24 protein-coding genes and 1 pseudogene are annotated in these 26,247 nt (G+C 70.6%); 13 read left to right on the forward strand and 12 right to left on the reverse strand.

The annotated features are described in order from the left end of the window. The first annotated feature begins 15 nt into the window (after nucleotides 1–15). The 3 genes from ACFLFB_RS03095 to ACFLFB_RS03105 are packed head-to-tail and all read left to right on the forward strand — an operon-like array spanning nucleotide 16 to nucleotide 2,876. Nucleotides 16–864, forward strand: a complete 849-nt coding sequence (locus ACFLFB_RS03095) for a branched-chain amino acid ABC transporter permease (protein ID WP_392544239.1) — start codon at nucleotides 16–18, stop codon at nucleotides 862–864. 3 nt (nucleotides 865–867) lie between these two features. Further along, nucleotides 868–1,938 carry a branched-chain amino acid ABC transporter permease gene (locus ACFLFB_RS03100; protein WP_392544240.1) on the forward strand — a complete coding sequence of 357 codons (1,071 nt, stop codon included), beginning with the start codon at nucleotides 868–870 and terminating at the stop codon, nucleotides 1,936–1,938. After that, on the forward strand, nucleotides 1,935–2,876 hold the full coding sequence (locus tag ACFLFB_RS03105; protein ID WP_392544241.1) for a hydroxymethylglutaryl-CoA lyase: 942 nt from the start codon (nucleotides 1,935–1,937) through the stop codon (nucleotides 2,874–2,876). Before ACFLFB_RS03100 ends, ACFLFB_RS03105 begins: the two co-directional genes overlap by 4 nt. On the opposite strand, the gene ACFLFB_RS03110 is transcribed toward ACFLFB_RS03105, so the two are convergent. Genes ACFLFB_RS03110 through ACFLFB_RS03130 form a run of 5 tightly spaced genes read right to left on the reverse strand, consistent with a single transcriptional unit; the run spans nucleotide 2,839 to nucleotide 7,919 of the window. Beyond that, a complete protein-coding gene (locus ACFLFB_RS03110; RefSeq protein WP_392544242.1) occupies nucleotides 2,839–3,447 on the reverse strand; it encodes an NADPH-dependent FMN reductase in 609 nt (202 codons plus the stop codon). The two genes, ACFLFB_RS03105 and ACFLFB_RS03110, sit on opposite strands and share 38 nt — an antisense overlap. After that, a complete protein-coding gene (locus ACFLFB_RS03115; protein ID WP_392544243.1) occupies nucleotides 3,447–4,418 on the reverse strand; it encodes an acyl-CoA dehydrogenase family protein in 972 nt (323 codons plus the stop codon). Before ACFLFB_RS03115 ends, ACFLFB_RS03110 begins: the two co-directional genes overlap by 1 nt. Beyond that, a complete protein-coding gene (locus ACFLFB_RS03120; protein ID WP_392544244.1) occupies nucleotides 4,415–5,551 on the reverse strand; it encodes an acyl-CoA dehydrogenase family protein in 1,137 nt (378 codons plus the stop codon). Before ACFLFB_RS03120 ends, ACFLFB_RS03115 begins: the two co-directional genes overlap by 4 nt. After that, nucleotides 5,548–6,795, reverse strand: coding sequence for a CaiB/BaiF CoA transferase family protein (locus ACFLFB_RS03125; RefSeq protein ID WP_392544245.1), 1,248 nt, complete (start codon nucleotides 6,793–6,795; stop codon nucleotides 5,548–5,550). The genes ACFLFB_RS03120 and ACFLFB_RS03125 overlap by 4 nt, the downstream gene beginning before the upstream one ends. Next, nucleotides 6,792–7,919 (reverse strand): alpha/beta fold hydrolase, encoded by a 1,128-nt coding sequence (locus ACFLFB_RS03130; protein WP_392544246.1) that lies wholly within the window; start codon nucleotides 7,917–7,919, stop codon nucleotides 6,792–6,794. Before ACFLFB_RS03130 ends, ACFLFB_RS03125 begins: the two co-directional genes overlap by 4 nt. A gap of 335 nt (nucleotides 7,920–8,254) precedes the next feature. Between ACFLFB_RS03130 and ACFLFB_RS03135 the strand changes: the two genes are divergently transcribed. Genes ACFLFB_RS03135 through ACFLFB_RS03150 form a run of 4 tightly spaced genes read left to right on the forward strand, consistent with a single transcriptional unit; the run spans nucleotide 8,255 to nucleotide 11,718 of the window. Continuing rightward, entirely contained in the window at nucleotides 8,255–8,938 is a 684-nt protein-coding gene (locus ACFLFB_RS03135) for a GntR family transcriptional regulator (protein WP_392544247.1), read from the forward strand. Then, nucleotides 8,935–9,822 (forward strand): enoyl-CoA hydratase, encoded by an 888-nt coding sequence (locus tag ACFLFB_RS03140; RefSeq protein WP_392544248.1) that lies wholly within the window; start codon nucleotides 8,935–8,937, stop codon nucleotides 9,820–9,822. Before ACFLFB_RS03135 ends, ACFLFB_RS03140 begins: the two co-directional genes overlap by 4 nt. Further along, nucleotides 9,812–11,395: a class I adenylate-forming enzyme family protein gene (locus ACFLFB_RS03145; protein ID WP_392544249.1), complete on the forward strand. Its 1,584-nt coding sequence runs from the start codon at nucleotides 9,812–9,814 to the stop codon at nucleotides 11,393–11,395. The genes ACFLFB_RS03140 and ACFLFB_RS03145 overlap by 11 nt, the downstream gene beginning before the upstream one ends. Before the next feature lie 5 nt (nucleotides 11,396–11,400). Further along, nucleotides 11,401–11,718, forward strand: coding sequence for a hypothetical protein (locus tag ACFLFB_RS03150; RefSeq protein WP_392544250.1), 318 nt, complete (start codon nucleotides 11,401–11,403; stop codon nucleotides 11,716–11,718). Between the two features lie 12 nt (nucleotides 11,719–11,730). On the opposite strand, the gene ACFLFB_RS03155 is transcribed toward ACFLFB_RS03150, so the two are convergent. After that, on the reverse strand, nucleotides 11,731–12,420 hold the full coding sequence (locus tag ACFLFB_RS03155) for an IclR family transcriptional regulator (protein WP_392544251.1): 690 nt from the start codon (nucleotides 12,418–12,420) through the stop codon (nucleotides 11,731–11,733). Continuing rightward, nucleotides 12,417–13,658 (reverse strand): homogentisate 1,2-dioxygenase, encoded by a 1,242-nt coding sequence (locus ACFLFB_RS03160; protein WP_392544252.1) that lies wholly within the window; start codon nucleotides 13,656–13,658, stop codon nucleotides 12,417–12,419. Before ACFLFB_RS03160 ends, ACFLFB_RS03155 begins: the two co-directional genes overlap by 4 nt. Nucleotides 13,659–14,115: 457 nt before the next feature. On the opposite strand from ACFLFB_RS03160, the pseudogene ACFLFB_RS03165 reads away from it, so the two are divergent. Continuing rightward, a pseudogene (locus ACFLFB_RS03165) lies at nucleotides 14,116–14,670 on the forward strand (sugar phosphate isomerase/epimerase family protein); the annotation flags it as partial. A 54-nt stretch (nucleotides 14,671–14,724) separates the two neighbouring features. Here the strand turns inward: ACFLFB_RS03165 and ACFLFB_RS03170 are convergent. The 5 genes from ACFLFB_RS03170 to ACFLFB_RS03190 are packed head-to-tail and all read right to left on the reverse strand — an operon-like array spanning nucleotide 14,725 to nucleotide 20,576. Continuing rightward, nucleotides 14,725–16,116 (reverse strand): FAD-binding oxidoreductase, encoded by a 1,392-nt coding sequence (locus tag ACFLFB_RS03170; RefSeq protein WP_392544253.1) that lies wholly within the window; start codon nucleotides 16,114–16,116, stop codon nucleotides 14,725–14,727. Further along, nucleotides 16,113–16,904, reverse strand: a complete 792-nt coding sequence (locus ACFLFB_RS03175; protein ID WP_392544254.1) for an SDR family NAD(P)-dependent oxidoreductase — start codon at nucleotides 16,902–16,904, stop codon at nucleotides 16,113–16,115. The genes ACFLFB_RS03170 and ACFLFB_RS03175 overlap by 4 nt, the downstream gene beginning before the upstream one ends. Continuing rightward, nucleotides 16,904–17,782 carry a PCC domain-containing protein gene (locus ACFLFB_RS03180; protein ID WP_392544255.1) on the reverse strand — a complete coding sequence of 293 codons (879 nt, stop codon included), beginning with the start codon at nucleotides 17,780–17,782 and terminating at the stop codon, nucleotides 16,904–16,906. Before ACFLFB_RS03180 ends, ACFLFB_RS03175 begins: the two co-directional genes overlap by 1 nt. Continuing rightward, entirely contained in the window at nucleotides 17,779–19,416 is a 1,638-nt protein-coding gene (locus ACFLFB_RS03185; protein WP_392544256.1) for an AMP-binding protein, read from the reverse strand. Before ACFLFB_RS03185 ends, ACFLFB_RS03180 begins: the two co-directional genes overlap by 4 nt. Continuing rightward, nucleotides 19,413–20,576, reverse strand: a complete 1,164-nt coding sequence (locus ACFLFB_RS03190) for a thiolase domain-containing protein (protein WP_392544257.1) — start codon at nucleotides 20,574–20,576, stop codon at nucleotides 19,413–19,415. Before ACFLFB_RS03190 ends, ACFLFB_RS03185 begins: the two co-directional genes overlap by 4 nt. A 304-nt stretch (nucleotides 20,577–20,880) precedes the next feature. Here ACFLFB_RS03190 and ACFLFB_RS03195 point away from each other — a divergent pair, with 304 nt between their 5' ends. Genes ACFLFB_RS03195 through ACFLFB_RS03215 form a run of 5 tightly spaced genes read left to right on the forward strand, consistent with a single transcriptional unit; the run spans nucleotide 20,881 to nucleotide 26,242 of the window. Further along, nucleotides 20,881–22,029 carry a sugar ABC transporter substrate-binding protein gene (locus ACFLFB_RS03195; RefSeq protein WP_392544258.1) on the forward strand — a complete coding sequence of 383 codons (1,149 nt, stop codon included), beginning with the start codon at nucleotides 20,881–20,883 and terminating at the stop codon, nucleotides 22,027–22,029. A 4-nt stretch (nucleotides 22,030–22,033) separates the two neighbouring features. Continuing rightward, nucleotides 22,034–23,077, forward strand: a complete 1,044-nt coding sequence (locus ACFLFB_RS03200; RefSeq protein WP_392544259.1) for an ABC transporter permease — start codon at nucleotides 22,034–22,036, stop codon at nucleotides 23,075–23,077. Next, nucleotides 23,074–24,621 carry a sugar ABC transporter ATP-binding protein gene (locus ACFLFB_RS03205; RefSeq protein WP_392544260.1) on the forward strand — a complete coding sequence of 516 codons (1,548 nt, stop codon included), beginning with the start codon at nucleotides 23,074–23,076 and terminating at the stop codon, nucleotides 24,619–24,621. The genes ACFLFB_RS03200 and ACFLFB_RS03205 overlap by 4 nt, the downstream gene beginning before the upstream one ends. Then, complete coding sequence (locus ACFLFB_RS03210) at nucleotides 24,618–25,154, forward strand: gamma carbonic anhydrase family protein (protein WP_392544261.1); 537 nt, start codon at nucleotides 24,618–24,620, stop codon at nucleotides 25,152–25,154. The genes ACFLFB_RS03205 and ACFLFB_RS03210 overlap by 4 nt, the downstream gene beginning before the upstream one ends. Continuing rightward, the gene (locus ACFLFB_RS03215; RefSeq protein WP_392544262.1) at nucleotides 25,142–26,242 is read left to right on the forward strand and encodes a zinc-binding dehydrogenase; all 1,101 of its coding nucleotides are present in this window, start codon (nucleotides 25,142–25,144) and stop codon (nucleotides 26,240–26,242) included. The genes ACFLFB_RS03210 and ACFLFB_RS03215 overlap by 13 nt, the downstream gene beginning before the upstream one ends. Nucleotides 26,243–26,247: the final 5 nt, after the last annotated feature.

Consider the following 26,247-nt stretch of genomic DNA (forward strand, 5'->3'; position numbering starts at 1 on the left):
CACGAAGGCGGACCCGTGCTCCTCCCGCAGCTCCTGATCACCGGAATCCTCACCGGCATGGTCTACGGCCTGGTCGGCGTCGGATTCACCCTGGTCCTCGGCGTGGGCAAGATCGCCAACTTCGCCTACGGCTCCCTCGTCGCGCTCGGGATGTACTTCGCCTACGTGCTGCACGAGTGGACCGGGCTGGGGCCGTACGTGGCCCTGCTCCCCGGCCTGGTGCTGTTCAGCCTCCTCGGTCTGGGCATCGCGGAGCTGTTCGAGTGGCGCGCCCGAGCCAGCGGAGAGATCGGCGAGCTGCTGATCGGCTTGGGCGTGCTGCTCACCATCGGCGGCCTGCTGGCGGTCATCTTCAGCGACAACCCGCGAACCATGGACGCGGCCATCCAGGGCGGATGGGAGGTCTTCGGCTTCGTCGTCCCGTGGGACAAGCTGCTCGCGGGCGGCTTCACGTTCGTCCTCGGGCTGAGCCTCTTCCTCTTCATCCGCCGTACCCGAGTGGGACGAGCCATGCGCGCCGTCGCGGAGAACAGCCAGGCGGCTGCCCTGCACGGGGTGAGGACACCGGTGATCCGGCGGCTCGCCGTCGTCATCTCGACGGCGATCGCCGGTATCTCCGGGATCCTGGTCAGCTCCTTCGTCGTCCTCACGCCGGAGGTCGGAACCAACTTCTTGATCTCCGCCTTCGCCGTCGTCATCGTCGGTGGGATCGGGAACACGATCGGAGCGGTGTTCGCCGGGATGGGCGTCGGCGTCATCGAGGCCCTGTCCGCTGGCTACCTGTCGTCCATCTGGACCACGATCGTGCCGCTCGTCATCATCTTCGTCGCGTTGATGGTGCGTCCCCAGATCGAGGAGAACTGACCCATGGGTACACGCGCCAGAATGCTGGCCCCGTGGCTGTTGCTGCTGGTCGCCGGGGCCGTCGGCTGGGCCCTCCTGGGCCTGTTGGGCGGAGCCGGGATCAGCATCGCGGTGCTGGCCCTCTACTACGCGGCGGCGGGGTCGTCGTTCAACATGGTGTTCGGCGCCCTGGGGATCTTCTCCCTGGCCCAACCCGTGTTCCTGGCGGCCGGCGCCTACACGGGCGTCTACATGAACCAGAACTTCGACGTGAACCCCTGGCTCGGCCTGGTCCTCGGCGCTCTCGTCGCCGGCGCGATCGCCCTGCCCATCGGGTTGGCGTCCCTGCGGAGCTCTGGCGCGGTGATGACCGCGCTCATCACCCTGATCATCGCCCAGGCCGCCGTGCCCATCGTCGCCGGGATCCCGGCGCTCGGTGGATCTGCCGGCCTCTACGTCGACGTCATCGGTGGTGGGTCGCTCAGCCAGATGCAGTTCGCGGGTGGCCTACCCTTCGCCCGAATCCTGCTCGTCATGAACGTGCTCATCATCGCGGGGCTGATGTGGCTGGCCCGCAGCCGTTTCGGCCTCTGGTTGCAGGCCATCAAGGACGCTCCCGAGGCGGCCGCCGCGAGCGGTGTCCCGGTGTTCCGCACCAAGCTGTCCCTCTTCGTGGTCAGCGCCATGGTGGCCGCCCCCGCGGGGTACGTCTACGCCCAGTACAACCTGCTGGTGAGCACCGAACTGTTCCTCAGCTTCACTGCTCTCTTCCAGGTGATCATCGTCGCCCTCGTCGGAGGGTCCGCGCGGCCCTGGGGGACGGCGGTGGGTGCCCTCGTGGTGGTGTGGCTGGCGCAGTTCATCACCAGCGTCACCAACGCACGCCCCGGAGTCGGGCCGCTCACGTTCGCAGGAGTGTTCCTCGTCATCGCGGTCGTCCTGCCGCGCGGACTGTCCGGGACGTGGGAGCTCCTCGTCAACAGACGTCGACGCCGCACGGTGACGAGTGATGGGCCACCGTCCGGAGGGACCAGCGACCCCGGTGTGCCCGACCGGACCGTCGCGGCCCTCGGCCCCCGCGAGAACGTGACGTGAGCCGGTCCACGGGGGCGGAACCTCCACGCGTCTCGATCGTCGAGGTCGCCCCCCGGGACGGGCTGCAAAACGAGTCCGTGCTGTTGTCGACCCACGACAAGGTCGCGCTCATCGCCAGGCTGGTGGATGCCGGCGCTCGCCGGATCGAAGCGGCGAGCTTCGTCGACCCCCGGCGCGTCCCCCAGATGGCGGACGCCGAGGCGGTGCTGTCCGCGATCCCCCGCGGCGTGGCCTCACTCATCGGCCTCGTCCTGAACGAGCGAGGCCTGCACCGGGCGCTCGCGGCGGGTGTCGACGAGGTCAACGTCGTCCTCCCCGTCACGGACACCTTCGCCACTCGCAACCAGGGGCAGACCGTCGACGACAGCCTCGCTTCTGCCGAGCGGATCACCCGCCGGGCGCAGGCCGCAGAGGTCCGCACGACCGTCACCCTGGCCGTGGCGTTCGGGTGCCCGTTCGAGGGCCTGGTCCCCACCGCCAGGCTGGACGACATCGTGGGCCGGGTCGTGGACGCAGGCCCCGACGAGCTGGCCCTCGCCGACACCATCGGTGTCGGCCTCCCGCACCAGGTGGACGAGCTCGCCGGGCTCGTTGCCGACCGGGCTCCCGCCCTGCCACTGCGCTGGCACTTCCACAACACGCGCAACACCGGGTACGCCAACGCCCACGCCGCACTTCGGGCAGCTGCCGAGGCGCGCGCGCCGGTGGCGCTCGATGCGTCAGTGGGCGGCGTCGGAGGGTGCCCCTTCGCGCCCGGTGCCTCGGGCAACATCGCCACCGAGGAGATCGCCTACCAGCTCGATCGCAGCGGGGCGGCCGTCGGGCTCGACGTCCCCGCCCTGATGTCCATAGGGAGCGACCTGCTCGAGCGGTTGGGCCGTCCCGGGAGCAGCTCGTTCCTCAGGGCCGCGCTGTTCCCGCGTGACCTGTCGGCGTGAGCCGTGCCCGGCGCAGGGGCTCCAGGTGGGTGTGGAGCACGAGGAGCTCATCGAGCATGAGACGCGCCGCCGTCTCGAGCTGGGGGTTGGGCTCGAACACCCGGGCGTCGTCGATGTGGCGGGCCACGAACGGGATGTTCACCGCGGGGTGGGACGGGTGCATGCGCAGTGCCGTGACGACTTCCTTGAGCTGACCCGTCGCACGCGTCCCGGCCGAGACCCCGCCGTACGACACGAAGCCGACCGGCTTGTCGTTCCACTCCGCGTACACGGAGTCGAGGGCGTTCTTCAGGGGAGCGCTGTACCCGTGGTTGTACTCGGGAGTCACCAGGACGAAGGCATCGGCGCGGGCGACGACCTCGGCCCACCGCCGGGTGTGGTCGTGCTGGTAGCCACCGAGGACGGGCAGCTCCGGCTCGTCCAGCATGGGCAGGTCCCATTCCGCAAGGTCCTGGACGCCGACGTCGAACGCGCCGTGTCCCCTTGCCGCCTCGAGGAACCACGTCGCCACGGACGATCCCGCCCGACGGGGGCGGGTGCTGCCCACGACCACCTGCAGCGACGGCCTCATCACGCCGGCGTCCCGGCGAGGACGTGGGGGTGACTCTGCTCGACGGTTCCCGCCAGGTGGTCGAGCGTGTGAGCCCGCTTGACGTAGAGGTGGGCGTCGTGTTCCCACGTGAACCCGATCCCGCCGAGGTTCTGGACGTTGTCCGCAGCGCTGCGGCGCGCGTACTTGGCGCTGACCACACGGGCGCAGGCCGCTTGGAGCGCCGCCTCGCCGGTGGTCGCGTCGACGCACCGCGCTGCCATGAGCACCTGTGCCCGGCAGGCGTACGCGGCGATCGCCATGTCGGCGCAGCGGTGCTTGACGGCCTGGAACGACCCGATCGGGCGACCGAACTGCTCTCGGGTGACCGCGTACGCGGCCGACATGTCCCGAACCGCCTCGATGACGCCGAGGTGGGCCGCGGCCGCCAGCACGCGCGCCACGGCCGTCACGTGGGAGCCGTCGTCGAGCCGGTGGAGGGGGGTGAGCGAGCTCGCGACGCCGATGCGGGTCCCCGGATCGACCGCCTCGCGGGGCTCGACCCCGGCGACCGACACGAGCTCGACCGCGTCACCGTCGCCGAACCGCACCGCGAGGTCACCGTCGTGCGCGTCGACGACGAAGGTGCCGGCGCACACTCCGACCCGCGTATGACCCGAGACGATGTCGGCGGCGAGGTCGAGGCCACCGGACAGGACTGCGATCCGCGCCCCGACGACACCGCCCACCAAGGGCCCGGGGACGACGTGACGCCCGACCTCCCGGAACAGCAGCGCCTCCTCCATCACCCCCAGTCCCAGACCACCCACCTCCGTCGGCAGCCCGACGCCGAGCCAGCCCTGGGAGCACACCTGCGCCCAGGTGGCGTCGTCGATCGACCTCCCCTCACGGCCTGCGAGCTCACGTCGTCGGTCGGCGGTGAAGGTGCCCGCGAGGAAGTCGCGGGCGCCACCGATGATGTCGGTCTGGTCCGTGGACAGGGAGAGCCTCATCGGGGCAGCCCCAGCACGCGCTCTCCGATGATGTTCTTCTGGATGTCCTTGGTGCCGCCGGCGATCATGGCGCTGAAGTCCTCCAACCACTGACGAGTCGTCTCGGTCATCTCAAGAGCGGCGCTCCCGAGGAGATCCACGGCCAGCTCGGACGACGCGAACTGGAGCTGCACGAACCAGGTCCGGATGGCCGTGGTCTCGGCGCTGGGGGGGCCGTCCCCGCTCTGTGACGACTGGTACCAGGCCATCGAGCGCAGCACCTCGGCCTCGGCACGGATGGTGGCCATGCGCCCACGCAGCGGGTGCCCGTCGGGGAGCACGTGGTCCGCACGACGGACGAGGAGGTCGATCGAGCGCAGCCGGGTTAGGCGGAGGTCGAGGAAGGCGGGGCCACGCTCGGCAGCGAGCGTTTCCATGGCCACGCCCCACCCGTTGCCGACCCCACCGACGACGCTGGTGAGCGGGACCCGGACGTCGTCGTAGAAGACCGCGCAGTTGTGCGGGTACCCGTCCATGTTGAGGATCGGACGGATGTCGACGCCCGGCAGGTGCATGTCCATGATCACCCAGCTGAGACCGCCGTGACGCGGTGCGTGCGGGTCGGTCCGCACGAGGAGCTCGCCGTAGTCGGCCCACTGTGCCTGGCTGGTCCAGATCTTCGCGCCGTTGATGACGAGGTCGTCTCCGTCGACGACCGCGCTCGTCCTGATCCCCGCGAGGTCCGAGCCGGCGCCGGGCTCGGAGAACCCCTGGCACCAGGGCGTCTCCCCTCGCAGGATGCGCGGCAGGTGGAAAGCACGCTGCTCGGCCGAACCGCAACGGATGAGGGTCGGTCCCGCATGTCCCATCGCCACGTTGAACACGCTCTCCGTGGGAGCGCCCGAGCGCACGACCTCCTCGTACCAGACGACCTGCCGGAGCGGGGACAACCCGAGCCCGCCGTACTCCTTGTCCCACGACACCCCCGCCCAGCCTCCGTCGAACTGTCGACGCTGCCACGCGGCGTCGTACTCGCGGACCTCTGGCCCGTGCGTCGTCGGACGTGGGTCCCCAGGTGCGTTCTCGGAGAGCCAGGTTCGTGCCTCGGCGCGGAAGGCCTCCAGCGCCTCGTCGGTGTCGTCCTCCATCGTCATCGGGGCGCCTCCTCGCTCGTGTGGCCCTGCGCAGTAGCGACCTCCGCCGCGGACAGACCGAGACCGCCCTGCAGGACCTCGTCGTTGTGCTCCCCGAGCCGCGGCCCCGTCCAGCGGACCGCGCCGGGTGTCTCCGACAGGCGAGGCACGACGTTCTGCATCGGGAAGTCCCCGAAGTGGTCGTCCGGAACGGTCACCAGGGACTGTCGTGCACGGAACTGCGGATCCGAGACCATCTCCTCGGCCCGGTAGATCTTCCCGGCGGGGATGGCGTGGTGTTCCAAGGAGTCGAGCAGCGCGTCCGAGGGCTGGGTTCGCGTCCAGTCGTCGATGAGTCCGTCGAGCACGGCCTGATGACGACCACGTGCCTGGTGGTCCCTGAACCTCTCGTCGGTGGCGAGCTCCGGACTGCCCATGGCCTGCGCGAGGCGGCCGAAGATGGCATCGGCGTTCGCGGCGATGAGCACGGACTGGCCGTCACCCGTCGCGTAGATGTTGGAGGGAGCGACCCCCGGCAGGATCGCGCCCGACCGCTCACGGACGAACCCACCGAGCACGTACTCGGGGACCAGCGACTCCATGAACGCCAGGACCGACTCGTAGATCGCGCAGTCGACCACCTGTCCCCGCCCGTCGCGCTCCCTGGCCAGCAGCGCCACGAGGGCGCCCATGGCGGCGGTGAGGCCGGCGAGCTCGTCGCCGAGGCTGATCCCCGACCGGCTCGGGGGTCGGTCGGGGTCCCCGGAGACGTACCGCAGCCCTCCCATCGCCTCGGCGATCGAGCCGAACCCCGCACGGTGTGAGTAGGGGCCGGACTGCCCGAAGCCGCTGACCCTCACCATCACGAGGCCGGGGTTGATGGCCGAGAGGGATTCGTAGTCGAGTCCCCAGGCCTCCATGGTCCCTGGACGGAAGTTCTCGATGAGGACGTCCGCTTCCGAGATCAGGCGGCGGGCCACGTCCTGGCCGGCGGCGGTGCGCAGGTCGAGGGTCACGGACTTCTTGTTCCTGCCGATGATGGGCCACCAGAGGGAAGAACCGCCGTCGGCAGCTGCAGGTCCCCAGCCCCGCATGGGGTCCCCGCGCCGAGGGTCCTCGACCTTGATGATCTCGGCACCGAAGTCGCCGAGGATCTGCCCGCAGAAGGGGCCCGCGATGAGCTGCCCCATCTCGACGACCCGACGACCCGCCAAGGGCAGGTCGGGCCCGGGGCCACGGTCGGGCGGGGGTGTGCCGGCGTTCATGTCAGGATCCCTCGGTCGTCGAGCCAACGCACGATCGCGGTGCAGGCCTCGTCGAGCAGGTCCGGTCTGCCGAGGAAGTAGTGGTCGGCACCCGCGACCTCCACGATCGCGCTCCCCTCGTGACGGGCCGCTGCGAACATCTCGTGGGCGTCGCTGGGGAACGCGGCGTTGTCCGCCGACCCGTAGACGACGAGCACGGGGACGCTGACCTCCGGGAGGTTCTTGAGCGCATCGCAGTTCGAGTCGTCCAGGCTCCACTGGCTCAGCCACGAGCGCAGGCTCGAGTAGCGGGCCAGGCCCGCGGGGAGCGTGTTGGCGATGCGCGCGTCTCCCCAGAGGGTCCCGGGTGCACGGTCGCTGGGTTCGATCGACAGGTCCAGGAAGCGTGGGTCCGCCGCGGTTCCCTGGACGAGGAAGGACAGGTCGCCGTCGTCGTCCAGGGTCGCGAGTGTCTCCTTGACCCATGTGGTGATCCGACGGTTCCGGTCCTCCTGCGCCGCCCGGTAGCGCTCGAGGAAGTCCTCGTCGAGGGGGAAGGTGCGCGACGGGGAGAACAGGTCGAGGTCATCGTCCCGGTCGTCCGGGGCGGCCTCGGACCTGATGGCGGGATCCAGCCACGTGGTCAGCGTCGACGCGCGGCCGGGGTGGGCCATGAGCATGACGATCGCGTCGACGGGAGGAAGGTCCGCCACCATCAGGTTCGGCGGGTCGCCCGCGGGCGTTGCCGTGATCGATGGTGCCTCGGCCTGGCTCTGGTAGAGGGCGGCGAGCCCGCCGCCTCCCGAGTTTCCGACCAGGACGACCTTCTCGAACCCCGAAGCTCGCAGGTGCCGAACGGCCGCGGCGACGTCGAGGACGCAGTTCTCCATGATGAGCGTGCTGTCGTTGCCCACGTACCGCGTGGTGAGGCCCACCGCCGTCACCCCGCGTGCCGCGAGCGGCTCGAGGGCGTAGTGACCGAGGAAGTTCGACGTCGGATGGATGACCAGTGCAGCGGTGCGGCTGACACCATCGGGGTGTACCGCAGCGGCGAAGACGCTGCCCGAGAGCCGGGCCACACCCGAGTAGACGTCCAACCGGTCGCCGGCGGTCTGGCGGATGGCCAGCAGTTCACGCGATGACAATCGTCCTCCCCAGCTCTAGGTGCCTTCATGTATACACGGCTTTGCCGTGACGGTCCATCGGTGATGGTCGAGAAATCAGGTGACCCAGGCCTGAGTGGAGCACAAAATCTCAGGAAGTGAGCGGAAGAGTGCCAGTCTTGGAGCCAGTCGGAGACTTGACTCAGCGATCGTGAATGACTAGATTTTGTATACCGAGTGAGCGCGAGTCCAGCCACGGTGCTGGTCGGCTCGGGCGGCCTCACGAGGTGGCGCACCGAAGTGCTGCAGGCGGTGGCAGAGCCGACGGGGTTCTTGCAATGCTCACGGCACACGAACGTCGAGAGGGAGGTGGGACCGTGGCCAACGCAGCGGCCAAGGCGTACGACGTGTTGCTCGAGGCCCTTCAGAGTGGGCAGTTCGACCCGGGGCAGCGCCTTCATGAGAACGACCTCTCCGACCTGGTCGGGGTCAGCCGGACCCCCATCCGCGAAGCACTGCGGCAGCTGACGGCAGACGGCATCCTCCGCTTCCAGACGGGGAGGGGTGTGCACGTCGCGGAGTGGTCGACCGAGGAGCTCATGGAGCTCTACGAGCTCCGTGCCCTCGTCGAGGGCCATGCCGCCGGGCGTGCGGCCAAGAAGATGACCCCCGACGCCCTGGAGCGGTTGCGGGAGCTCGCCGACGACATGGAGGGACTGGCGCAAGACCGACGGCTCGACGAGGTCGCGGCCAAGAACACCGAGTTCCACAACCTGATCGCCGAGGTCGGGTGTGGAGCCCAGGTGGTCCCGGTCCTCAGCTCGGTGGTCAAGATCCACCTGGTCAACAGGACCTTCCAGCGGTACTCGCCGACGGATCTCCACCGGAGCATGACGCAGCACCGCGAGCTCCTGGAGGCCTGTGAACAGGGCCACTCCGAGTGGGCGGCGGCGACGATGCGTGCCCACATCCTGGCCGCCAGCAGCACGTTGACCCGAAACGCCGACGCCGATCCTCCGGCGACGTCCGTCCACGCCCAGGAAGAGGAGCCGCCCTCGTGAAGTTCGTGACCTACGAAGAGCTCGATGACGCGCGGATCGCGCGCATCACGCTCAACCGCCCGGAGGCGAGGAACGCCCAGAACCGGGGGCTGCTGGTGGAGCTCAACGAGCTGTTCCTCCGGGCGGAGGCGGATGATCGAGTGCGTGTGGTGGTCCTGGCAGGCGCCGGGCCGATGTTCTCGGCCGGTCACGACATGGGGTCGGCCACGCAGCTCCAGGAATGGGGGCCCGGCCCGGACCAGCACCCGTCGCGCGGGGTCAACGGCGGGACGCGACTCGGAGTCGAGGGCAGGGCGATCCAGGAGTGGCACCACTTCTTCGCGAACACCCTGCGCTGGCGCAACCTGAGGAAGCCGACGATCGCCCAGGTCCAGGGCAAGACCTTCGCGGCAGGCCTCATGCTCATGTGGGCGTGCGACTTCATCGTGGCCTCGGAGGACGCAGAGTTCGCCGATGTCGTCGGTACCCGGTTGGGGATGTGTGGTGTCGAGTACTTCGCGCACCCGTGGGAGCTTGGTCCGCGCAAGGCCAAAGAGCTGCTGATGACGGGCGACTCCCTGTCGGTCGACGAGGCGTACCGGCTGGGGATGGTGACCAAGGTGTTCGCTCGCGACCGGCTGGAGGAGGACACGCTCGAGTTCGCCCGACGCATTGCCAGCATCCCCACTGCCGCAGCGCTGTTCATCAAGGAGTCCGTCAACCAGACCGTCGACAACATGGGGTTCTACAACGCCCTCAACGCCTGCTTCTCGATCCACCAGATGAACCACGCGCACTGGGCAGAGGTCCACGACGACGGGTACGCGGCAGGACGCGCGGAGGACGGCATCACCCCATGGAATGCGGCGCCACCCACGCGGCCGGCCTCGAAGAATGTCCCCTGACCGACCGAGGACCCTCGGCGCGCTCCTCGAGCACTGCGCCTCGCGGTTCGAGGGTCGAACCGCGATCGTCGCCCCCGATGCACGGCTGACCTTCGAGGAGCTGTTCGCGGCCTCGACGGCAGTGTCGGCGCGCCTGATCTCCCTGGGGGTCGGTCGGGGAACCCGTGTCGGGATCCTCCTGCCGCAGTCCGCGGCATGGGTCGCCACGTTCCTCGGCGTGGCCCGGATCGGTGCTGTCGGAGTGCTCCTCAGCAGCTACGCCACCCCGGACGAGACGCGGACCGTCCTCGACGCGTCGGACGTCGAGGTGCTCGTCGCGGCGAGCGTGTCGCCCCTCGAGCCGATGGACCTGTTCCTCGAGCGGGCCTTCCCGGAGCTGAGCCTCCACACGGGTCCGGTCCTGGCCGTCGGCGGCGCACCTCGGTTGCGAACCATCGAGCTGCTCGAGCCGACGGATGCGGCATGGGCGGCGGTGGCCGGGAGTGAGCTGACGTCGGACGAGGCCGTGGCCGACATGGCCCTCGACGTCTCACCACGGGACCCCGTCGTGGTCATCTGCACCTCGGGGAGCACGGGGAGGCCCAAGTGCGTCGTGCACTCCCAGGGCGCCTGCGTGCGCCAGGGGGACGCCCTGGCTTCGGCCATGCGGCGCACGGCGTCCGACCGCGTCCTCGTCGCCATGCCCTTGTTCTGGGTCGGCGGGCTCGCGGTGGGACTGCTGTCGGGCCTCGCGGCCGGCGCCGAGATCCTGCTTCAGGAGCGGTTCGACGCCGACGGTTCCGTGGACCTGATCGCGCGAGAGGGGGTCACGGACGTCGTGGGCTGGAGCACCGTTCACGAGCGCCTGGCGGCGGTGTCTGTGGGGCGTCCGGCCGACACGGCAACTTTGAGGAGGCCGCTCGCGGCGGCGTTCGACGGCACGCGAGCGCGGATGGAAGGTCTGGGGATGACCGAGACCCTCGGCCCGCACAGCTACCTCGGCATCTCGGACGACACGGTGGAGCAGGACCGCGCGGGAAGCGTCGGCGAGGCGATCGGCGGGTTCGAGCGTCGCATCGTCGAACCGGACTCCGGGCGGCCGTGCGCCGCGATGGTCGTCGGCGAGATCTGTGTCCGGGGACCGAACCTCATGATCGGGATGGTGGGAGTCGAGCAGGACAGGCTCCTCGACGACAGCGGCTGGTTCCACACCGGGGACCTGGGGTACCTCTCGCAGGACGGGGAGCTGTTCTTCGTGGGTCGACATTCGGGCACGATCAAGGTCCGCGGGATGAACGTCTCCCCCGCGGAGGTCGAGGCCGTCCTCCTGCGACACCCTGACGTGACGCACGCCGTCGTGACGTCCGACTTCGTGGACGGCGACGACCGGCTGGTGGCCTCCGTCGCGCTCCGGAGCCCGGTGACGGCCGACGAGCTGATGTCGTGGAGCCGCCGACACCTCGCCTCGTACAAGGTGCCACGACACATCGCGGTGTCGCTGCGACCGGCCCCGTTGCTCCCGAACGGAAAGCTCGACCGCACGACGCTGGCGCAAGCCGCTCGGACTCCCCAGGCACCGACCCGACAAGGATGACCGCCATGTACTTCCTGAGCACGATCCGTCACCTCGACGTCCCCCTCGACGACGTCACGCGGCCGCGCCTCCTCGAGCTGCTGGACAGCACGGTCCGACCGCGGGCCCTGACGCTCGCCCCGCTCGAGGCCATCACCTTCTACGTGTCCGACGACGGTCGCACGATGCAGACCCTGAGCAGGTTCTCCGAGCTCGAGCATGCCCGGGAGGCCGAGCGTTCGGCGCAGCACGCCTCGAACGCCTCGGCCATCGAGACCCTCCTGGGCATCACCGCTCCGCGTGAGCAGCAGGTGATGCAGCTGCTCCGGCGCTACGAGCGCTGATCGGCGAGGGCACTATCCGATCGTCGGCGCCGAGGCCGTCATGACGGCGCGGAGCTCGTCGGCCGCCGAGACGAGTAGAGGCTTGACCACCTCCATGTCCAGGGGGCGCAGGGCGACGATGCCGACCGCGGCGGGGCTGCCGAGCCCCACGACGGCCACGGCCGCGCCGGTGGCCCCCGGAATCACCTCACCGGTGCTGGACAGCACTCGGGGAGGCCCCGACCTGCCGGCGAGGATCGCCTTGCCCAGAGCGCCACGGTCGAGGGGGAGCCGCGTTCCCACGCGGTAGCCGATGCGGTACTCCGCGAGGCGAGGCTCGGCGACCGCGACGGCCACGGACTGGTCCCCCTCGGCGATGGCGAAGTGAGCAGATGCTCCCGCGCCCTCTGCGAGCCGTTGGAGAATCTCCTCGGACATCTCGCCGAGAGCGGGAACGACGTTCCGCACCAGGGCCAGCAGCCCGAGCGCCACGCGGTAAGTCCCGTCCGGCGACCGCAGCACAAGGCCGTGCTCGATGAGGGTGGTGACGAGCCGGTACAGGGTGGGGCGGCTGAGGGTGAGCTCGTCGCAGATCTCGGCGACGGTGCGACCATCCGGCGTGCGCGCGAGCAGCTCGAGGACCTGGAGCCCCTTGCTGAGGGTGAGGGAGGTCTCCGGTGACCTGGTGCCGAGCTCGGTGGACCTGGAGCTGCCCTGTGTCATCGAGCATCGACGGCTGGACGGCTGGACGCCGTCGGGCCGCGCCCGGACCACGTCCAGGGGTAGGCGGGGTCCTCGCACCGAGCGGCAGCGGACGCGACCTCGAGCGGTCGGAAGGTGTCGACCATGAAGGCCGTCTCCTTGCTCTCGGTGTGCTTCGGAGACTCGAGGTACGCCTGCCGGCCAGGGCCGTGGGTGTATCCGGCCGGATGCAGCGACACCGACCCGTCGCGGATCCCGGATCCCTCACGGGCGGCCGTCTCCCCGGCGAAGTAGAACATCACCTCGTCGGAGTCGACGTTCGAGTGGTAGTAGGGGACCTTGATCGCCTGGGGGTGGTACTCGAGGATCCGGGGCACGAAGTTGCAGACGACGAAGCCCTCTCCCTCGAAGACCTGGTAGGTCGGCGGCGGTTGGATCAACAGACCGGTGACCGGCGCGAAGTCCCGGTAGTTGAAGGCATACGGGTAGAGCTGGCCGTCCCACCCCACGACGTCGAACGGATGGTGGTCGTAGACGAACACCGATCCCGTGACACCGTCCCTGCCGGAGTGCTTGACGTAGACCTCGGTGTCGGCGTCGGCCAGCTCAGGTGGTGCGAGAAGGACGTCGACAGGGGTCCGCAGGTCGCGCTCGGTCACCGGAGATCCCTCGAGGAACTGCCCATAGCGGCTGAGGTACTTGCTGGGGGGACGGATATGACCCCTGCCCTCGACGCAGTACAGCCGCAACGGGCCCTCTCGGTCGGTGTGCGGCACCCAACGATGGATCGTAGTCCGGGAGATCACGACGTTGTCGCCCTGCCGGACCTCGATCGCGCCGAAGATCGTCTCCAGGGTGGCCGAACCGCTCTCGACGAAGACCAGCTCGTCACCGACGGCGTTGCTGTACAGCGGCGACACGGCATGGGCGACGACGTAGCGGATCGTGACGTCCGCGTTGCCCAGCACGGGTACCCGATGCCTCACCGCGTCCTTGGCGACGCCGTCGTCGGCGAACAGCTCGTGGAGTCGGAAGTGGTGGGGGAGGAGCGGTCGGTTGGCCTTCATCGACGTGTCACCGAGGTCCCACTCCCTCGAGTCCGTCAGGGCCGCAGGGACACGGGTGTGGTACATCAGCGATCCGGTGCTCGAGAACCCCTCCTCCCCGATGAACTCCTCGAAGCACGGCAGACCGTCAGCGGTCGAGAAGGCGGTGTGCTTCTTGGGGGGGATCTGTCCGATCGCCAGGTAGTGGGGCAAGGTCCGTCCGCCTCTCTGTGAGCGTCCGATTATCGGATATCAATATCCGTTATCAGGATGGGTCGTGAGGACGTGGCGTGTCAACGTCCTTCTGCCACCCGGATGCCCGGATGGGCCGCCGGCGGAGCGCCCAGGAGTGCTGGACATGGCCCCGCCTGGGGAGTCAAGACCATCTAGATCGGTGGGCCGCGGTCCTGTCGACCGATACTCTCCGCGGCTGTTGTCTTGACAGGTGCGAGGCCCTGACCAGCGGCGACGCGGACACGACACGCCGTGTCCTGACGCTCGTTTCGCACGCCGGCCACCCGGTTCGAGTGTGTCGCCAGACTCGGGTCATTTCCGCAGGTCAGAGGCCTGATTCGGGAGCCGGGCCAGCCTTGTAAACAGGGGGTTAGGGGTTCGAGTCCCCTCGCCAGCTCCACGCTCGACCCTTGCCGCAGTGGCACTGACCGTCCCCGAGTTCTCCGGCCGCCCCGAACGCGCCGAGGAGTCCGAGGCCGCGTTCTTCCGCTCGATGGAGGAGCTCCTGCCGATCCTCGAACGTGAGGGCATCGACCTGCTCATCGACCCGCACCCCGACGACTTCGTCGAAGACGGGCTCGAGGCCGTGCGGATCCTGCGCGGCCTGAACAGCCCGAACGTCGGGATGGTGTTCGTCGCCTGCCACAGCTTCCACATGGGCCACCCGATGCGCGAGGTCATCCGCGCCGGCAAGGACCTCATCCGCCTGGTCCACGTCGCCGACACCATGGACCACCACGCCTCGCACGGCCTGCGCTACATCTCCAACCCCCCGGGCAACACCGCCCGGGTCCACCAGCACCTGCGCATCGGCGCCGGCGACGTGGACTGGGACGACTTCTTCGGCGGCCTGGCCGAGATCGGCTTCCTCGACCGCCCCGACACCGTCATGTGCAACAGCGTCTTCGCCGAGGACGAGAACGCCCCCGACATGGCCCGCTACCAGCTCGCCACCATGACCGAGCACGTGTCGAGACTGCGGACGGGCTGACATCAGCGCCAGGGGCACGACCTGCGGTGTCACCTTCCCCGTGGGCGGCGAGCGTCAGGTGGATGTCGGGTGCGCCGGCGCGATGACCGACCCGGGGTTGAGGATGCCTCGTGGATCGACGGTCCGTTTGAGGTCGGCCTGGAGACGCAGGGCGACGGGGTCGAGCTCGCGCTCGAGCCAGGCCGTCTTCAGCCGCCCCACTCCGTGCTCACCGGTGATGGTGCCGCCCAGCGACAGGGCGAGCCCGGTGATGTCATCGAAGGCCGTCCGCGCCGCCGCGGTGCTCGAGGCGGACTGCGCGTCGTAGATGACGGTGGGGTGCATGTTGCCGTCGCCGACGTGCCCGAAGACACCGATCGTCAGCCCGACGCGTGCGGCGATCTCCTCGATCCCGGCGATGAGGTCGACGATCCTCGACGGCGGGACGCACACGTCATCGAGGAGCCAGTCGCCCAGCGCCTCGAGAGCGGGGAGGGCCCGTCGTCGCGCCTCGAGGAGCAGGCCGGCCTCCTGCGCGTCCTCCGCGGCCATGACGTCGACGGCCCCGGTCGACCGAAGGAGCGTGGCCGCGCGGGCGAGCTGCTCGGGTGAGGTGTCGGCGTCGGACTGGGCGAGGAGGACGGCGGCGACCCCTGGGTCGAACCCGAGCGGTGTGGAGGCCTCGATGGCACCGACGGTCGTGCGGTCGAGCAGCTCGAGGAGGGAGAGGTCGACTCCGGCCGCCTGGACGGCAGCGATGGCCCGACCGGCCGCGGCGAGGGAGCCGAAGGTGGCGACGAGGGTGAGTGCGGGTCCTGGTGCGGGCAGCAGCCGCACGGTCGCCTCGGTGATGACCGCCAGCGACCCCTCCGAGCCGACGAACAGTCTCGTGAGGTCGAGTCCGGCGACTCCCTTGCGGGTACGGGTGCCGGTCCGCATCACGCTTCCGTCCGCCAGCACGACCTCGAGAGCACGCACGAAGTCGCCGGTGACGCCGTACTTGAGGCAGCACATCCCGCCGGCGTTGGTGGCGATGTTCCCGCCGATCGTCGAGAAGGCGACGCTGCCCGGGTCCGGTGGGTAGAAGAGTCCTCGCTCGGCCACGGCGTCACGCAGCCGGCCGGTCACGACGCCCGGCTGCACCACCGCCACCCGGTCGGCCACGTCGATCTCCAGGACGCGGTCCATCCGGTGGGTGCTCAGCACCACCGAGCCGTCCGGAGCGTTGGCGCCGCCGCTGAGGCCCGAGCCGGCGCCCCGGGTGACGACGGGGATGCGGTGGGCGTGGGCGACGCGCAGGCACGCCGCGACCTCGTCCGTGTCACGCGGGCTCGCCACCGCCCACGGCTGCCCGCGGGAGGTGAGTCGGGACTGGTCGACGGCGTAGGTGGCGACGATGTCGGGGTCCGTGACCAGGACACCGTCCGGGAAGAGGCGGCTGACGCCGTCGGTGACGGTGGTGGTCATCCGCACCTGGCCGACAGGCCGCCGTCGACGGCGAGACAGACCCCGTTGATGTAGGCCGCGCCGTCGCTGGCCAGGAAGACTGCCGCGTTCGCGACGTCGTGCGGCGACCCCATGCGCCCGGTGGGGCTCAGGGCATGGCGCGCAGCCAGGGCCTCCGGGTCGTCGGTGATCTGGGTGCTGACCAGGGGGGTGTCGATGAGGCCCGGCAGGATGGCGTTGGCCCTGATGCCTCGGTCGGCGTACGTGAGGGCCATGGACACGGTCAGCTGGTTGATGGCCGCCTTGGCCGCGCTGTAGGCCGGGTACACGTAGCCCGTGTGCCGGATCGACGCGATCGACGAGACGTTGGTGATGACGCCGCGCCCTGCGTCGAGCATCGGCGGCAGGAGGTGCTTGGCGGTCAGGAAGGCGCCCGTGAGGTTGATGCTGATCGAGCGGTTCCACGCCTCGGTGTCCAGCTCGGTGATCTCGCCCATCGTGGCGACCCCGACGTTGTTGTGGAGGACGTGGGGCACGCCGACGTCGCGGACCACGGTGGCGATCGCGGTGCGCACGTCACCCTCCACCGAGATGTCGGCCTCCACGGCGAGGGAGGCGCCCCCGACGGCGACCACCTCCTTGGCCACCCGGCGGGCTTCGTCGACGTTGAGGTCGACGGCCACCACGAACGCCCCGGCAGCCGCGTAGGCCAGTGCCGCGGCCTCCCCGTTGCTCAGCCCGACCCCACTCGAACCGGCCCCGACGACCATCACGATGCGCCCCTGGAGGGGGAGGGGATGGGTGCCCATCACCGCACCTCCCGGACGAGGAGCTCGAGGGTCACCGCGACGAGGTTGGCGCCGGGGGTGAGCAGGCCGCTGAACGTGGAGCCGAACCGGTCGATGACCAGCGCGTGGACCCTGGGGGAGGCGCCGGGGGCGAGGTCACCCCGCAGGGCCACCTCGGTGGCGGGACCGTCGATCACGAGGGTGCGGGACCCGCTGCGGTCGACCACCGCCCCCACGAGGCTGCCGACCGAGCCGTCGATCCGGGCTGCTGCGAAGCCGCTCTCCCGGACGAGATCGCCCAGGGCGTCGTCGAGGACGACGCCGGGCGCGAGGCGGGACATCACCGCGCGGCCGGTGGGTCGAGCGACGTCTCCGTGCGGGCATGCGTGGGGGGTGAAGACGGGCAGACGTGACTCGGTGTCGATCTCGCTACGGAGCTCCACGTCGAGGAGCCCGTGGACGTGCACCCGGACACCACCGACCCCGATGACGACGTCCGGCCACAGATGGCCCCCGCGGAGGTCTCCGTCAGCATCCAGCCACGCCATGTGGGTGTGGCTGAAGCGTTCACCGTCACGGTGACCGACGGTCATCCCGCCACCGACGACCGCGACGGGTCCGACGGCGCGCTTGGTCTCGCTGTACGTCACGGCCGTCGCGCCGTCGTGGCACAGGGCCGGGTGGACGAAGTCGATGGTCGCGAAGGTGCCCGACAACAGCTCCACCTGCGCCGAGGAGACCCCCAGCTCGTGGAGGACCCTGTCGACGGCGTCGATGAGCCGGTCCCCGGCGGGAAGGTGGCGTTCCTCGCTGACCACGCGGGTGGCGATGCTCGTGCGCCTCGAGGGGGAGGCGGGGCCGGGGTGGGCGAGCGGGCGAAGGAGGCTGGACACGGTCACGTCAGCACTCCGTCGCGCGAGGTCGCTGGCGTGGGGACCGGCCCGATGCCCGGTTCCCACCCGCGCTCGACGAGGTGCTCGCGCACCGTGCGACGGGTGACCTTGCCGTAACCGGAGCGGGGGAGCGCGTCCCAGCTGACGACGTACCGAGGGACCTTGTACCGGGCGACCCGCTGCGTCATCCAGGCCCGCACCTCTGCCTCGTCGAGGGAGGTGCCCGCAGCGGGGACGCACACGGCGACCCCGACCTCTCCCCACGTGGGATCGGGCATGCCGAGGACGACGACCTCGTCGATGTCCGGGTGGTCGAGGAGCTTCTCCTCGATCGGGCGGGGGTGGATGTTCGAGCCACCGCTGATGTACATGTCCGAGACCCGGCCGGTGATGTAGAGGTAGCCGTGCAGGTCGAGCATCCCCACGTCCCCGGTCCGGAACCACCCGTTCCGGAAGGCGGCGGCGTCGGCCGCCTCGTTGTCCAGGTAGCCGGCGAACACGCCCGGTCCACTGACGCAGATCTCTCCGGTCTCGAGCGGACCGAGCTCGACGCCGTCCTCGTCCTGGATGCTGATGCCCATGCCCGTGCGGGGACGTCCGCACGTGGTGATGTCGATGCCCGTCGGGGCCTGGCGGTCGTGGTCGTCCCGCGGCAGGACGGTGATGTTCCCGGTCACCTCCGCCAACCCGTAGTACTGCACGAGGACGTCGCCGAGCGCGGCCCGGGCCCGGTCCTGGTCACGCCTGGCCATCGGCGCCCCGGCGTAGATGACGTACTCGAGACTTCCGTGGTCGAACGTGTCGACGGCGGGGTCATTGACGGTACGGGTGAGGATCGTCGGCACGGTGAACATGTTCGTGACGCGTTCGCGCTGGACCAGTCGCCACACCTCGGGAGGGTCGAGGCTGGGTGACACCGGGATCACGCTCGCAGCGCCCCTCGCCACCTGCGGCAGCAGGTGCACGCCGGCGCCGTGCGAGAGCGGCGCCAGGACCAGGGACCGGTGCGTGGCACCGGTGGTGGGCATCAGGTCGGCGAGGTGGTTGGTCACGACGTATCCGAGCTGGTCGTGCGTGAGGACCGCGGCCTTGGGGGTGCCGCTGGTCCCTGAGGTGAAGAAGTACCAGGCCGGGTCCCCGACGAGCACGACGGCGTCGTCGGCCCCGGCGCTCGTCGCCCGGCTCTCCTCGTGGGGCAGCCCACCGATCGCGCCCGGCGCATCAGGGTTCCCACCGATGATGAGCACGGGGAGGTCGGCCCGCTGCATCTCCGCCCGCACGGCGTCGACGTGGCTCGACGTGTCGGCGTGCGCGATGACCGCGCGCGGTCGGCACACCCGGGCGATGTCGGCGATGTCACGGTCGTGGAGCCGGGAGTTGACCGGCGCGACGACGGCGCCGGCCCGCCACACCGCGAACATGGCCTGGACGAACTCGGGGTGGTTGGGTCCGTCGAGGAGCACGCAGTCGCCGGCGCACACACCGAGCCGGGCGAGCTCGCGGGCCAGGGCGGTCGTCCGGGCGTCGAGCTCGGACCAGGACCAGCGCACGTCACCGTGGACGAGGGCGTCGTGGTGCGGCAGCCGTCGTGCGGTCTGCCCGAGGATCGTTGCCAGGTTGACGGCGCGGCGCGGGTTCATCGCGTGGCCTCGAGGACGGTCGCGTAGTTGGCGACCGCGGCCCCGCCCATGTTGAACACACCCGCAAGACCGACCCGGGGGAGCTGCAGGTCGCCCGCTTCCCCGACCACCTGCATCGCCGCCATGACGTGCTGCGACACCCCGGTGGCCCCGAGGGGGTGCCCCTTCGCCTTCAGGCCCCCCGAGACGTTGACCGGGATCCGGCCGTTCCGCTGGGTGGCGCCGGACAGGACGAGCTCGGCGCCCTTGCCGGGCTCGGCGAACCCGAACGCCTCCATCTGGAGCAGCTCGGCGATGGTGAAGCAGTCGTGCGTCTCGAGCAGGTCCAGGTCGGCCGCTGACGCGCCGGCCTCCTCCAGGGCGTCGCGGAAGGCGGTGGCCGCGCCCGAGAAGGCCAGCGGGTCGGGCCTCGACGCGATGGCGAGGTGGTCACCCGCGTGGGCCCTGCCACGGACGACGACCGCGCGTCGGGCGCCGGCGGCGACGTCGGCGCTCGTGACGACGATGGCGGCAGCCCCGTCGGACACCATCGAACAGTCGGTGCGGAGCAGGCGGCCCGCGACCACAGGGTTGCGCTCCGACGCGGTGGAACAGAAGTCCACCCCGAGGTCGCGCCGAAGGTGGGCCAAGGGGTTGGCCACCCCGTTGCGGTGGTTCTTGGCGGCGATGGTGGCCATGGCCTCGTGGGGGTCGCCGTAGCGCTCCGCGTACTGGTCGGCCAGCTCGGCGAAGATCCCTGCGAAGCTGCCGTGGACCGCCTCGCTGTTGCGGTGGCAGGCAGTGAGGAGGATGTCGTTGAGGACGTCGGAGGGCGTGCCGCTCATCTTCTCGGCGCCGACGACGAGGGCCACCCGGGCTCGGCCCGACTCGATCCGGTCCATCGCCGCGTACAGAGCGGCAGACCCTGTCGCGCAGGCGTTCTCGACTCGTTGGGCAGGCACGGTGGCGAGCTCGGGAACACCGGCCCCCACGAGGGCGCCCTCGAACCCCTGCCGCGAGAACCCGTTGTTGTAGACACCGACCGAGATGAGGTCGACATCGGCCGCCTCGAGGCCGGCGTCGGCCAGTGCGTCGCGGGAGACGCGGGCGATCAGGTCCTCGATGTCCGTCTCGCTGATCCCGAACGGGGTGTGTGCCCACCCGGTGAGGTGCGGAGTCACTCGCGGTCCCTTCGTCGCCGGTCGTGCGACCGCCGGTGCGACGTCGCCCCTCGACCATGGCCGTCGGAGGACCTCGATTCACCCTCCCGGAGACGAGATCGCACCCGCCCGCTTGCTCCGTTTGTCGGAATCCACGCTCGGGGCCGCCGCGTTTCGACAATCAGAGCAATCGAGCAGCTCTTTGTTCGTCGGCACGCGGTAGTCCCCGTCGTCACACGGGCTGGATTCTGCTGCCACGCCGCCCAACGGTGCGCGGCCGCCGGACACCCAGGCCCAGGGGTGCAGCGAACGGAGGTCACCGCCCATGGGCGCTTCGACCACACACGTCCACCCCGACAGCGGCCCTGACGGGTCCGAGTCGCAGACCTCACCGCCCGAAGCAGCGCTCGGTCCGGTCCCGGCAGCCACGCGACGCGGGATCCTCAAGGGCTTCGGCGCAGCCGGCTTCTCCGTGGCAGGAGCCACCCTCGTGGCGGGCTGCGACTTCGGTGGTCAGGCCGCGGCGTCCTCGAGCACGGCGCCGGCCGCCACCACCGCCTCCGGCGACGGGGTGGACCTGAGCACGATCCAGAAGGGTCGAACCATCGGGCTCATCTCGCTCGACAACTCGGCTGCGGCCGTCGCGGTCGGCCTTCAGGGCTTGAACGCGATCAAGTCCCAGATCGGGTGGACGGTCGAGGTCGTGGACATCAAGGGCGACCCGAGCGCCGTGCCAGGCGCCGTCAGTGGTCTGCTCGCGCGCAAGGCGGAGGCCATCCTCTGCTACGCGCTGCCGGCCGTGGGTCTCGAGCAGGCGGTCAAGCCGGCGGTCGACGCGGGCGTCCCGGTCATCAGCCTCGTGTCCGGGCGCTTCACGGGTGCCTCCGCGGTCGCAGACTTCAACGAGTGGGTCTCCGAGGCGCGCACGGCCCTGTACACGGTGCAGCGGATGAACTTCGAGGGGGAGATCGCGCTCCTCGACTTCACGGGCCTGGAGAACACGGCCATCCGGTCCATCGTCATCCGGCAGGTCATCGCCAGGTACCCCGGCATCAAGATCGTCGAGGACATCACCGTCAAGGTGCCGGGCCAGCTGCAGGACGCCCATGACCGGACCGCGGCCTTCCTCGGCAAGCACCCGAACCTCAAGGCCGTGTGGGCCGCCTTCGACGACATCGCCCTGGGCGCCAGCACCGCCATCAAGGAGGCCGGCCGCACGGAGGTCTTCGTGAGCTCGGTCGACGGGGTGCCCACCGCGCTGCAGGCCATCGGCAACGGCGACCCGCTCGCGGCGACCTGCTACAACGACCAGCCGCTCCTCATGAAGGTCGGGGTCAGCCTGGCCGACCGCCTCATCAAGGGCGAGAAGGTGCCGGCGACGACCGTGCAGGACAGCCCCCTCGTCACGGCCGACAACCTGCCCTCGGGCGGTCAGCTACCGACGGGCTTCGTCACCCCGCTGTGGAACGGGTGAGCCGATGACCTCCACCTCGGCGCCGGCCGTCGAGGCGGCGCCGGCGGCGGTGGGGGACGGCGTGAGCGCGCCGCCCTCGCCGCCCCGGCGCTCCGCGGCTCGTCGGTTCGTCGACCGGTACGGGCAGCGCTACGGCACGCTCACCGTCCTCGTGCTGCTCGCCGCCTACTTCACGATCCGTACGGAGAACGGCCTCTTCCTGTCCTCCGCCAACCTGTCGACCATCCTGCAGTCGACCGCGATCCTCGCGATCGTCGCGGCCGGACTGACACCCGTGCTGGTGATCGGCGCGTTCGACCTGTCGATCGCCGGGAACCTGGTGCTCGCGACCCTGCTCTCCGCGAAGGTCGCCGTGGCCACGGGGAGCACGGACGCCGGCATCCTCACGGCGCTGGCGGTGGCCGGACTGGTGGGCGTGGCCAACGGCGTGATGGTCACCGTGCTTCGGGTACCCCCGTTCATCGGCACCCTGGCCGTCGGGCTCTTCATCCTCGTCGGGTTCCAGCAGAAGGTCGCTCCTGACGGGACCGTGAGCCTCGGACTCCCCGCGAACTTCGGGACGTGGGGCCAGGGCAGCGTCCTCGGAATCCGCTACGTCGTCTGGATCGCTGTCGGTGTGCTAGTGCTGTTGCACCTCCTGCTGCGGGTCACCGTCCTCGGACGGCACATGTACGCCATCGGCAGCAACCCGGACGCCGCGCGGCTGGCCGGCATCCGCATCGGCTGGATCAGTGTCATCGCGTTCACCATCTCGGGTCTGGCGTGTGGCCTGGCGGGGTTCCTCACCGCCTCCCTCTTCGGACTGGGCTCCGCACAGGCCGGCGGATCGCTGCTCCTGGATGCCTTCACCGCCTGCTTCATCGGGGCGTCGACCTTCATCGTGGGCCGGTTCCACATCGTCGGTACCGCGATCGGGGTCCTGACGCTGGGCATGCTGACGAACGGGCTGACCCTGACCGGGTGGTCGAGCGATGACGTCCCGATCGTCAAGGGACTCGTCCTCATCATCGCGGTCGCGGCCGCCGGGCTGCTGGGGCGGCGGTCGTGAGCCCGACGGCCGCACCCGTCGTGGCGGTGGAGCACCTGGGGAAGTCGTACCCCGGGGTGCGCGCCGTCGACGACGTCAGCGTCACCTTTCGTCCGGGGGAGGTCCATGCGCTCGTCGGGGAGAACGGTGCCGGCAAGAGCACCCTCATCAAGGTCCTCGCCGGGGCACAGCGCCCGGACACCGGAACCATCACCATCGACGGCGAACCCGTGGTGTTCTCCACCCCCGGGGACAGTGCGCGGCGGGGGTTCGCGTTCATCCACCAGGAGCCCAGCCTCGTCGACGACCTCACGGTGGCCGAGAACGTGGTGCTGGGCACGACCGCGGCACTGCGGTGGCGAACGGTGGTGAACCGCAGGGCGATGCGTCGGCGCTATGCCGAGATCGCGGACCAGCTGGGGCTCGAGGTGGCTGCCACGACGCGGGTCGCCGAGCTCGGTGTCGCCGAGCAGACCCTCGTCGCGCTGGCGCGGGCCATGCACCGCGACGCCCACTTCCTCGTGTTCGACGAACCGACAGCGGCACTGAGCGACCAGGAGAGCGAACGGCTCTTCACGGTCATCGGGTCCCTGACGGGGGCAGGGCGGACGGTGGTCTACGTGTCGCACCGCCTCCACGAGGTGTTCAGGCTCTCGAGCACCGTCACCGTCATGAAGGACGGCCGCCACGTCACCACGATGCCGACGTCCGACCTCGCCGACCGCGACCACCTCGTCTCGCTCATCCTGGGCCGTGAGCACACGACGGAGGCCGTGGCCGCGGCCGCACGACCCCAGCCGGCGGACGACGAGGACTCCGCGCCGGTGGTGCTCCGGGTGCGTCACCTCTCGGACGGCGGCCGGGTCCGCGACGTCAGCTTCGACCTCCACGCGGGCCGGGTCACGGGAATGGCCGGGCTCGTCGGAGCCGGACGGACCGAGCTGGCGGCGCTGCTGTCCGGCGCCCGCCGACCGGTGCGGGGTGAGCTCGTGCTGGACGGGGTGGCCCGGACCTTCCGCTCGCCCCGGCAGGCCATCCGCGCCGGCATCGCCCTCGTCCCGGAGGACCGTCGCAACCTGGGCACCCTGCGTGACCTCAGCGTGCGCGACAACCTCACGGTGCCGTTCCTGTCCCGCTTCCACCTCGCTCGACTCGTCCCGTTCGTCAACGCGAGGCGAGAGAGGTCGTTCACCGAGGGCGCCCTGGAGCGGCTGGCCGTGAAGGTCAAGCACGTCGACCAGTCCATCGCCGACCTGTCCGGTGGCAACCAGCAGAAGGTCATCGTGTCGCGCTGGGTCGAGGCGGGCGCCCACGTCTTCGTCTTCGACGAGCCGACCCAGGGCGTCGACGTCGGTGCCCGGGCCGAGATCTACGCCCTGATGCGGGGCCTGGCTGCCGACGGGGCCGCGGTGCTGATGATCTCCTCGGACCTCGAGGAGGTCGTGGCCGAGTCCGACGACGTGCTGGTGATGCGGGAGGGCGAGGTGGTGGCGCACCTCGCCGAGCCGACCGAACGCGACGTGCTGCGCGCGTGCTACGGGCACCGGGTGGGGGCGACGGCATGAGGATCTCCCTGCCGTCCGGGTCCCCCCGGGTGGCCGCGTCGGCCTGGGTCGCCGCTGACGCGAACCTCATCGGGCCCGTCACCATCGGGGAGGACGCCAGCGTCTGGTTCGGCGTCACCGTGCGGGCCGACGGCGACCGCATCGACATCGGCGAGCGGAGCAACGTCCAGGACGGCGCCGTCCTGCACACCGACCCGGGCCATCCGCTCGAGCTGGGGCGCGACGTCTCGGTCGGCCATCGCGCGGTGCTCCACGGGTGCGTGATCGGCGACGGCGTCCTCGTCGGGATGGGCGCCGTCGTCCTCAACGGGGCGCGGGTCGGCGCCGGTGCCCTCGTCGGCGCCGGCGCCGTGGTCCTCGAGGGCACGGAGGTGGCACCGGGGGCCGTCGTCGTCGGGGTACCCGGTCGGGTCCGCGACGGTGCGCCGGGGCAGCGGGTGGCCAACGAGGCCAACGCCGCTGCCTATGTGCGGCTCGCGGCCGGGATGAGGACGGCGACAGGAGACGGGGAGGGCAAGGCGTGCGCGCCGTGATCAAGACCGGCCCCGGCCCGGGCTGCGACCTGGTGACGGACCGGGTGGAGCCCGACCTGCGACCCGGCGAGGTGCGGATCCAGGTGGCTGCCGCGTCCGTCTGCGGCACCGACGCCAGCCTGTTCGCGTCCGGCGACGCCGGCAGCGGGATGGGGATGAGGTTTCCGCTGACCCTCGGCCACGAGGTCGGCGGCACGGTCGTCGAGATCGGTCCACTCACCGGCGGGCTGACCATCGGCACCCGCGTGGCCGTCGAGACGCACCTGCACTGTGGGGAGTGCTTCTTCTGCCGCCACGGTGACGCCCACAACTGCGCCCGGCTCGAGCTCCTCGGCATCACCGTCGACGGGGCCTTCGCGGAGAGACTCGTCGTCCCTGCCCGGAACTGCTTCCTGCTGCCGGACGGCCTCGCCACCCACACCGCCGCCCTCCTGGAACCCGGGGGGAGTGCGATGCACGCCGTGCTGCGTTCCGGGATCGACCTCGCCGGCGCTGCCGTCCTCGTCCTCGGCGCGGGTCCGGTCGGGCTGGTGGCGGCTCAGGTGGCGCTCGCGGTCGGCGCCCGTGAGGTGACCGTCGTCGAACCGAACAGCCACCGGCGCAGGGCGGCCGAGGCGCTGGGGGCCACCACCGTCGACGCCGGTGACGACCCCCTCCAGGTGGCCGGCGCCGCGACGCGCAGCCGGGGCGGGTACGACCTCTCCCTGGAGTGCTCCGGTGCCCTCCCGGCCATGCGGGCTGCAGTGGTCAACGTGCGGCGCGAGGGGACGGTCGTGGCGGTCGGCCTCGTCAAGGGTCGGCTGGAGCTCGACGTCACGGACACCCTCATCACCCGAGGGCTCACCCTGCGGGGCAGCTGGGGCCGGTCGATCTGGGGCACGTGGGACCGCCTCGCTGAGCTCGTGGACTCCGGCCGGGTCGACCTCGACACCCTCATCACCCACCGCTTGCCGCTCAGCGGTCTGCCGACGGCCCTCGACCTGATGGCCTCGGGCGCGGGCAAGGTGCTCCTCGTCCCCGCCCTCCCGGACGAGGCGCTGCCGGCGTCGGAGCCCTCCGCGCCCATGGGGCCTGACGAGGACGGGTGACGACG

This window comes from Oryzobacter telluris, assembly GCF_043099285.1.
Taxonomy (GTDB): domain Bacteria; phylum Actinomycetota; class Actinomycetes; order Actinomycetales; family Dermatophilaceae; genus Oryzobacter; species Oryzobacter telluris.

Coding starts and splice junctions, on each gene's coding strand:
- ACFLFB_RS03125 (WP_392544245.1), bottom strand. CDS start 6,795: ATGAACGCCGGCACACCCCCGCCCGACCGTGGCCCCGGGCCCGACCTG.
- ACFLFB_RS03120 (WP_392544244.1), bottom strand. CDS start 5,551: ATGACGATGGAGGACGACACCGACGAGGCGCTGGAGGCCTTCCGCGCC.
- ACFLFB_RS03170 (WP_392544253.1), bottom strand. CDS start 16,116: ATGACCACCACCGTCACCGACGGCGTCAGCCGCCTCTTCCCGGACGGT.
- ACFLFB_RS03150 (WP_392544250.1), top strand. CDS start 11,401: ATGTACTTCCTGAGCACGATCCGTCACCTCGACGTCCCCCTCGACGAC.
- ACFLFB_RS03110 (WP_392544242.1), bottom strand. CDS start 3,447: ATGAGGCCGTCGCTGCAGGTGGTCGTGGGCAGCACCCGCCCCCGTCGG.
- ACFLFB_RS03145 (WP_392544249.1), top strand. CDS start 9,812: ATGTCCCCTGACCGACCGAGGACCCTCGGCGCGCTCCTCGAGCACTGC.
- ACFLFB_RS03100 (WP_392544240.1), top strand. CDS start 868: ATGGGTACACGCGCCAGAATGCTGGCCCCGTGGCTGTTGCTGCTGGTC.
- ACFLFB_RS03155 (WP_392544251.1), bottom strand. CDS start 12,420: ATGACACAGGGCAGCTCCAGGTCCACCGAGCTCGGCACCAGGTCACCG.
- ACFLFB_RS03185 (WP_392544256.1), bottom strand. CDS start 19,416: ATGAACCCGCGCCGCGCCGTCAACCTGGCAACGATCCTCGGGCAGACC.
- ACFLFB_RS03210 (WP_392544261.1), top strand. CDS start 24,618: ATGAGGATCTCCCTGCCGTCCGGGTCCCCCCGGGTGGCCGCGTCGGCC.
- ACFLFB_RS03115 (WP_392544243.1), bottom strand. CDS start 4,418: ATGAGGCTCTCCCTGTCCACGGACCAGACCGACATCATCGGTGGCGCC.
- ACFLFB_RS03175 (WP_392544254.1), bottom strand. CDS start 16,904: ATGGGCACCCATCCCCTCCCCCTCCAGGGGCGCATCGTGATGGTCGTC.
- ACFLFB_RS03195 (WP_392544258.1), top strand. CDS start 20,881: ATGGGCGCTTCGACCACACACGTCCACCCCGACAGCGGCCCTGACGGG.
- ACFLFB_RS03200 (WP_392544259.1), top strand. CDS start 22,034: ATGACCTCCACCTCGGCGCCGGCCGTCGAGGCGGCGCCGGCGGCGGTG.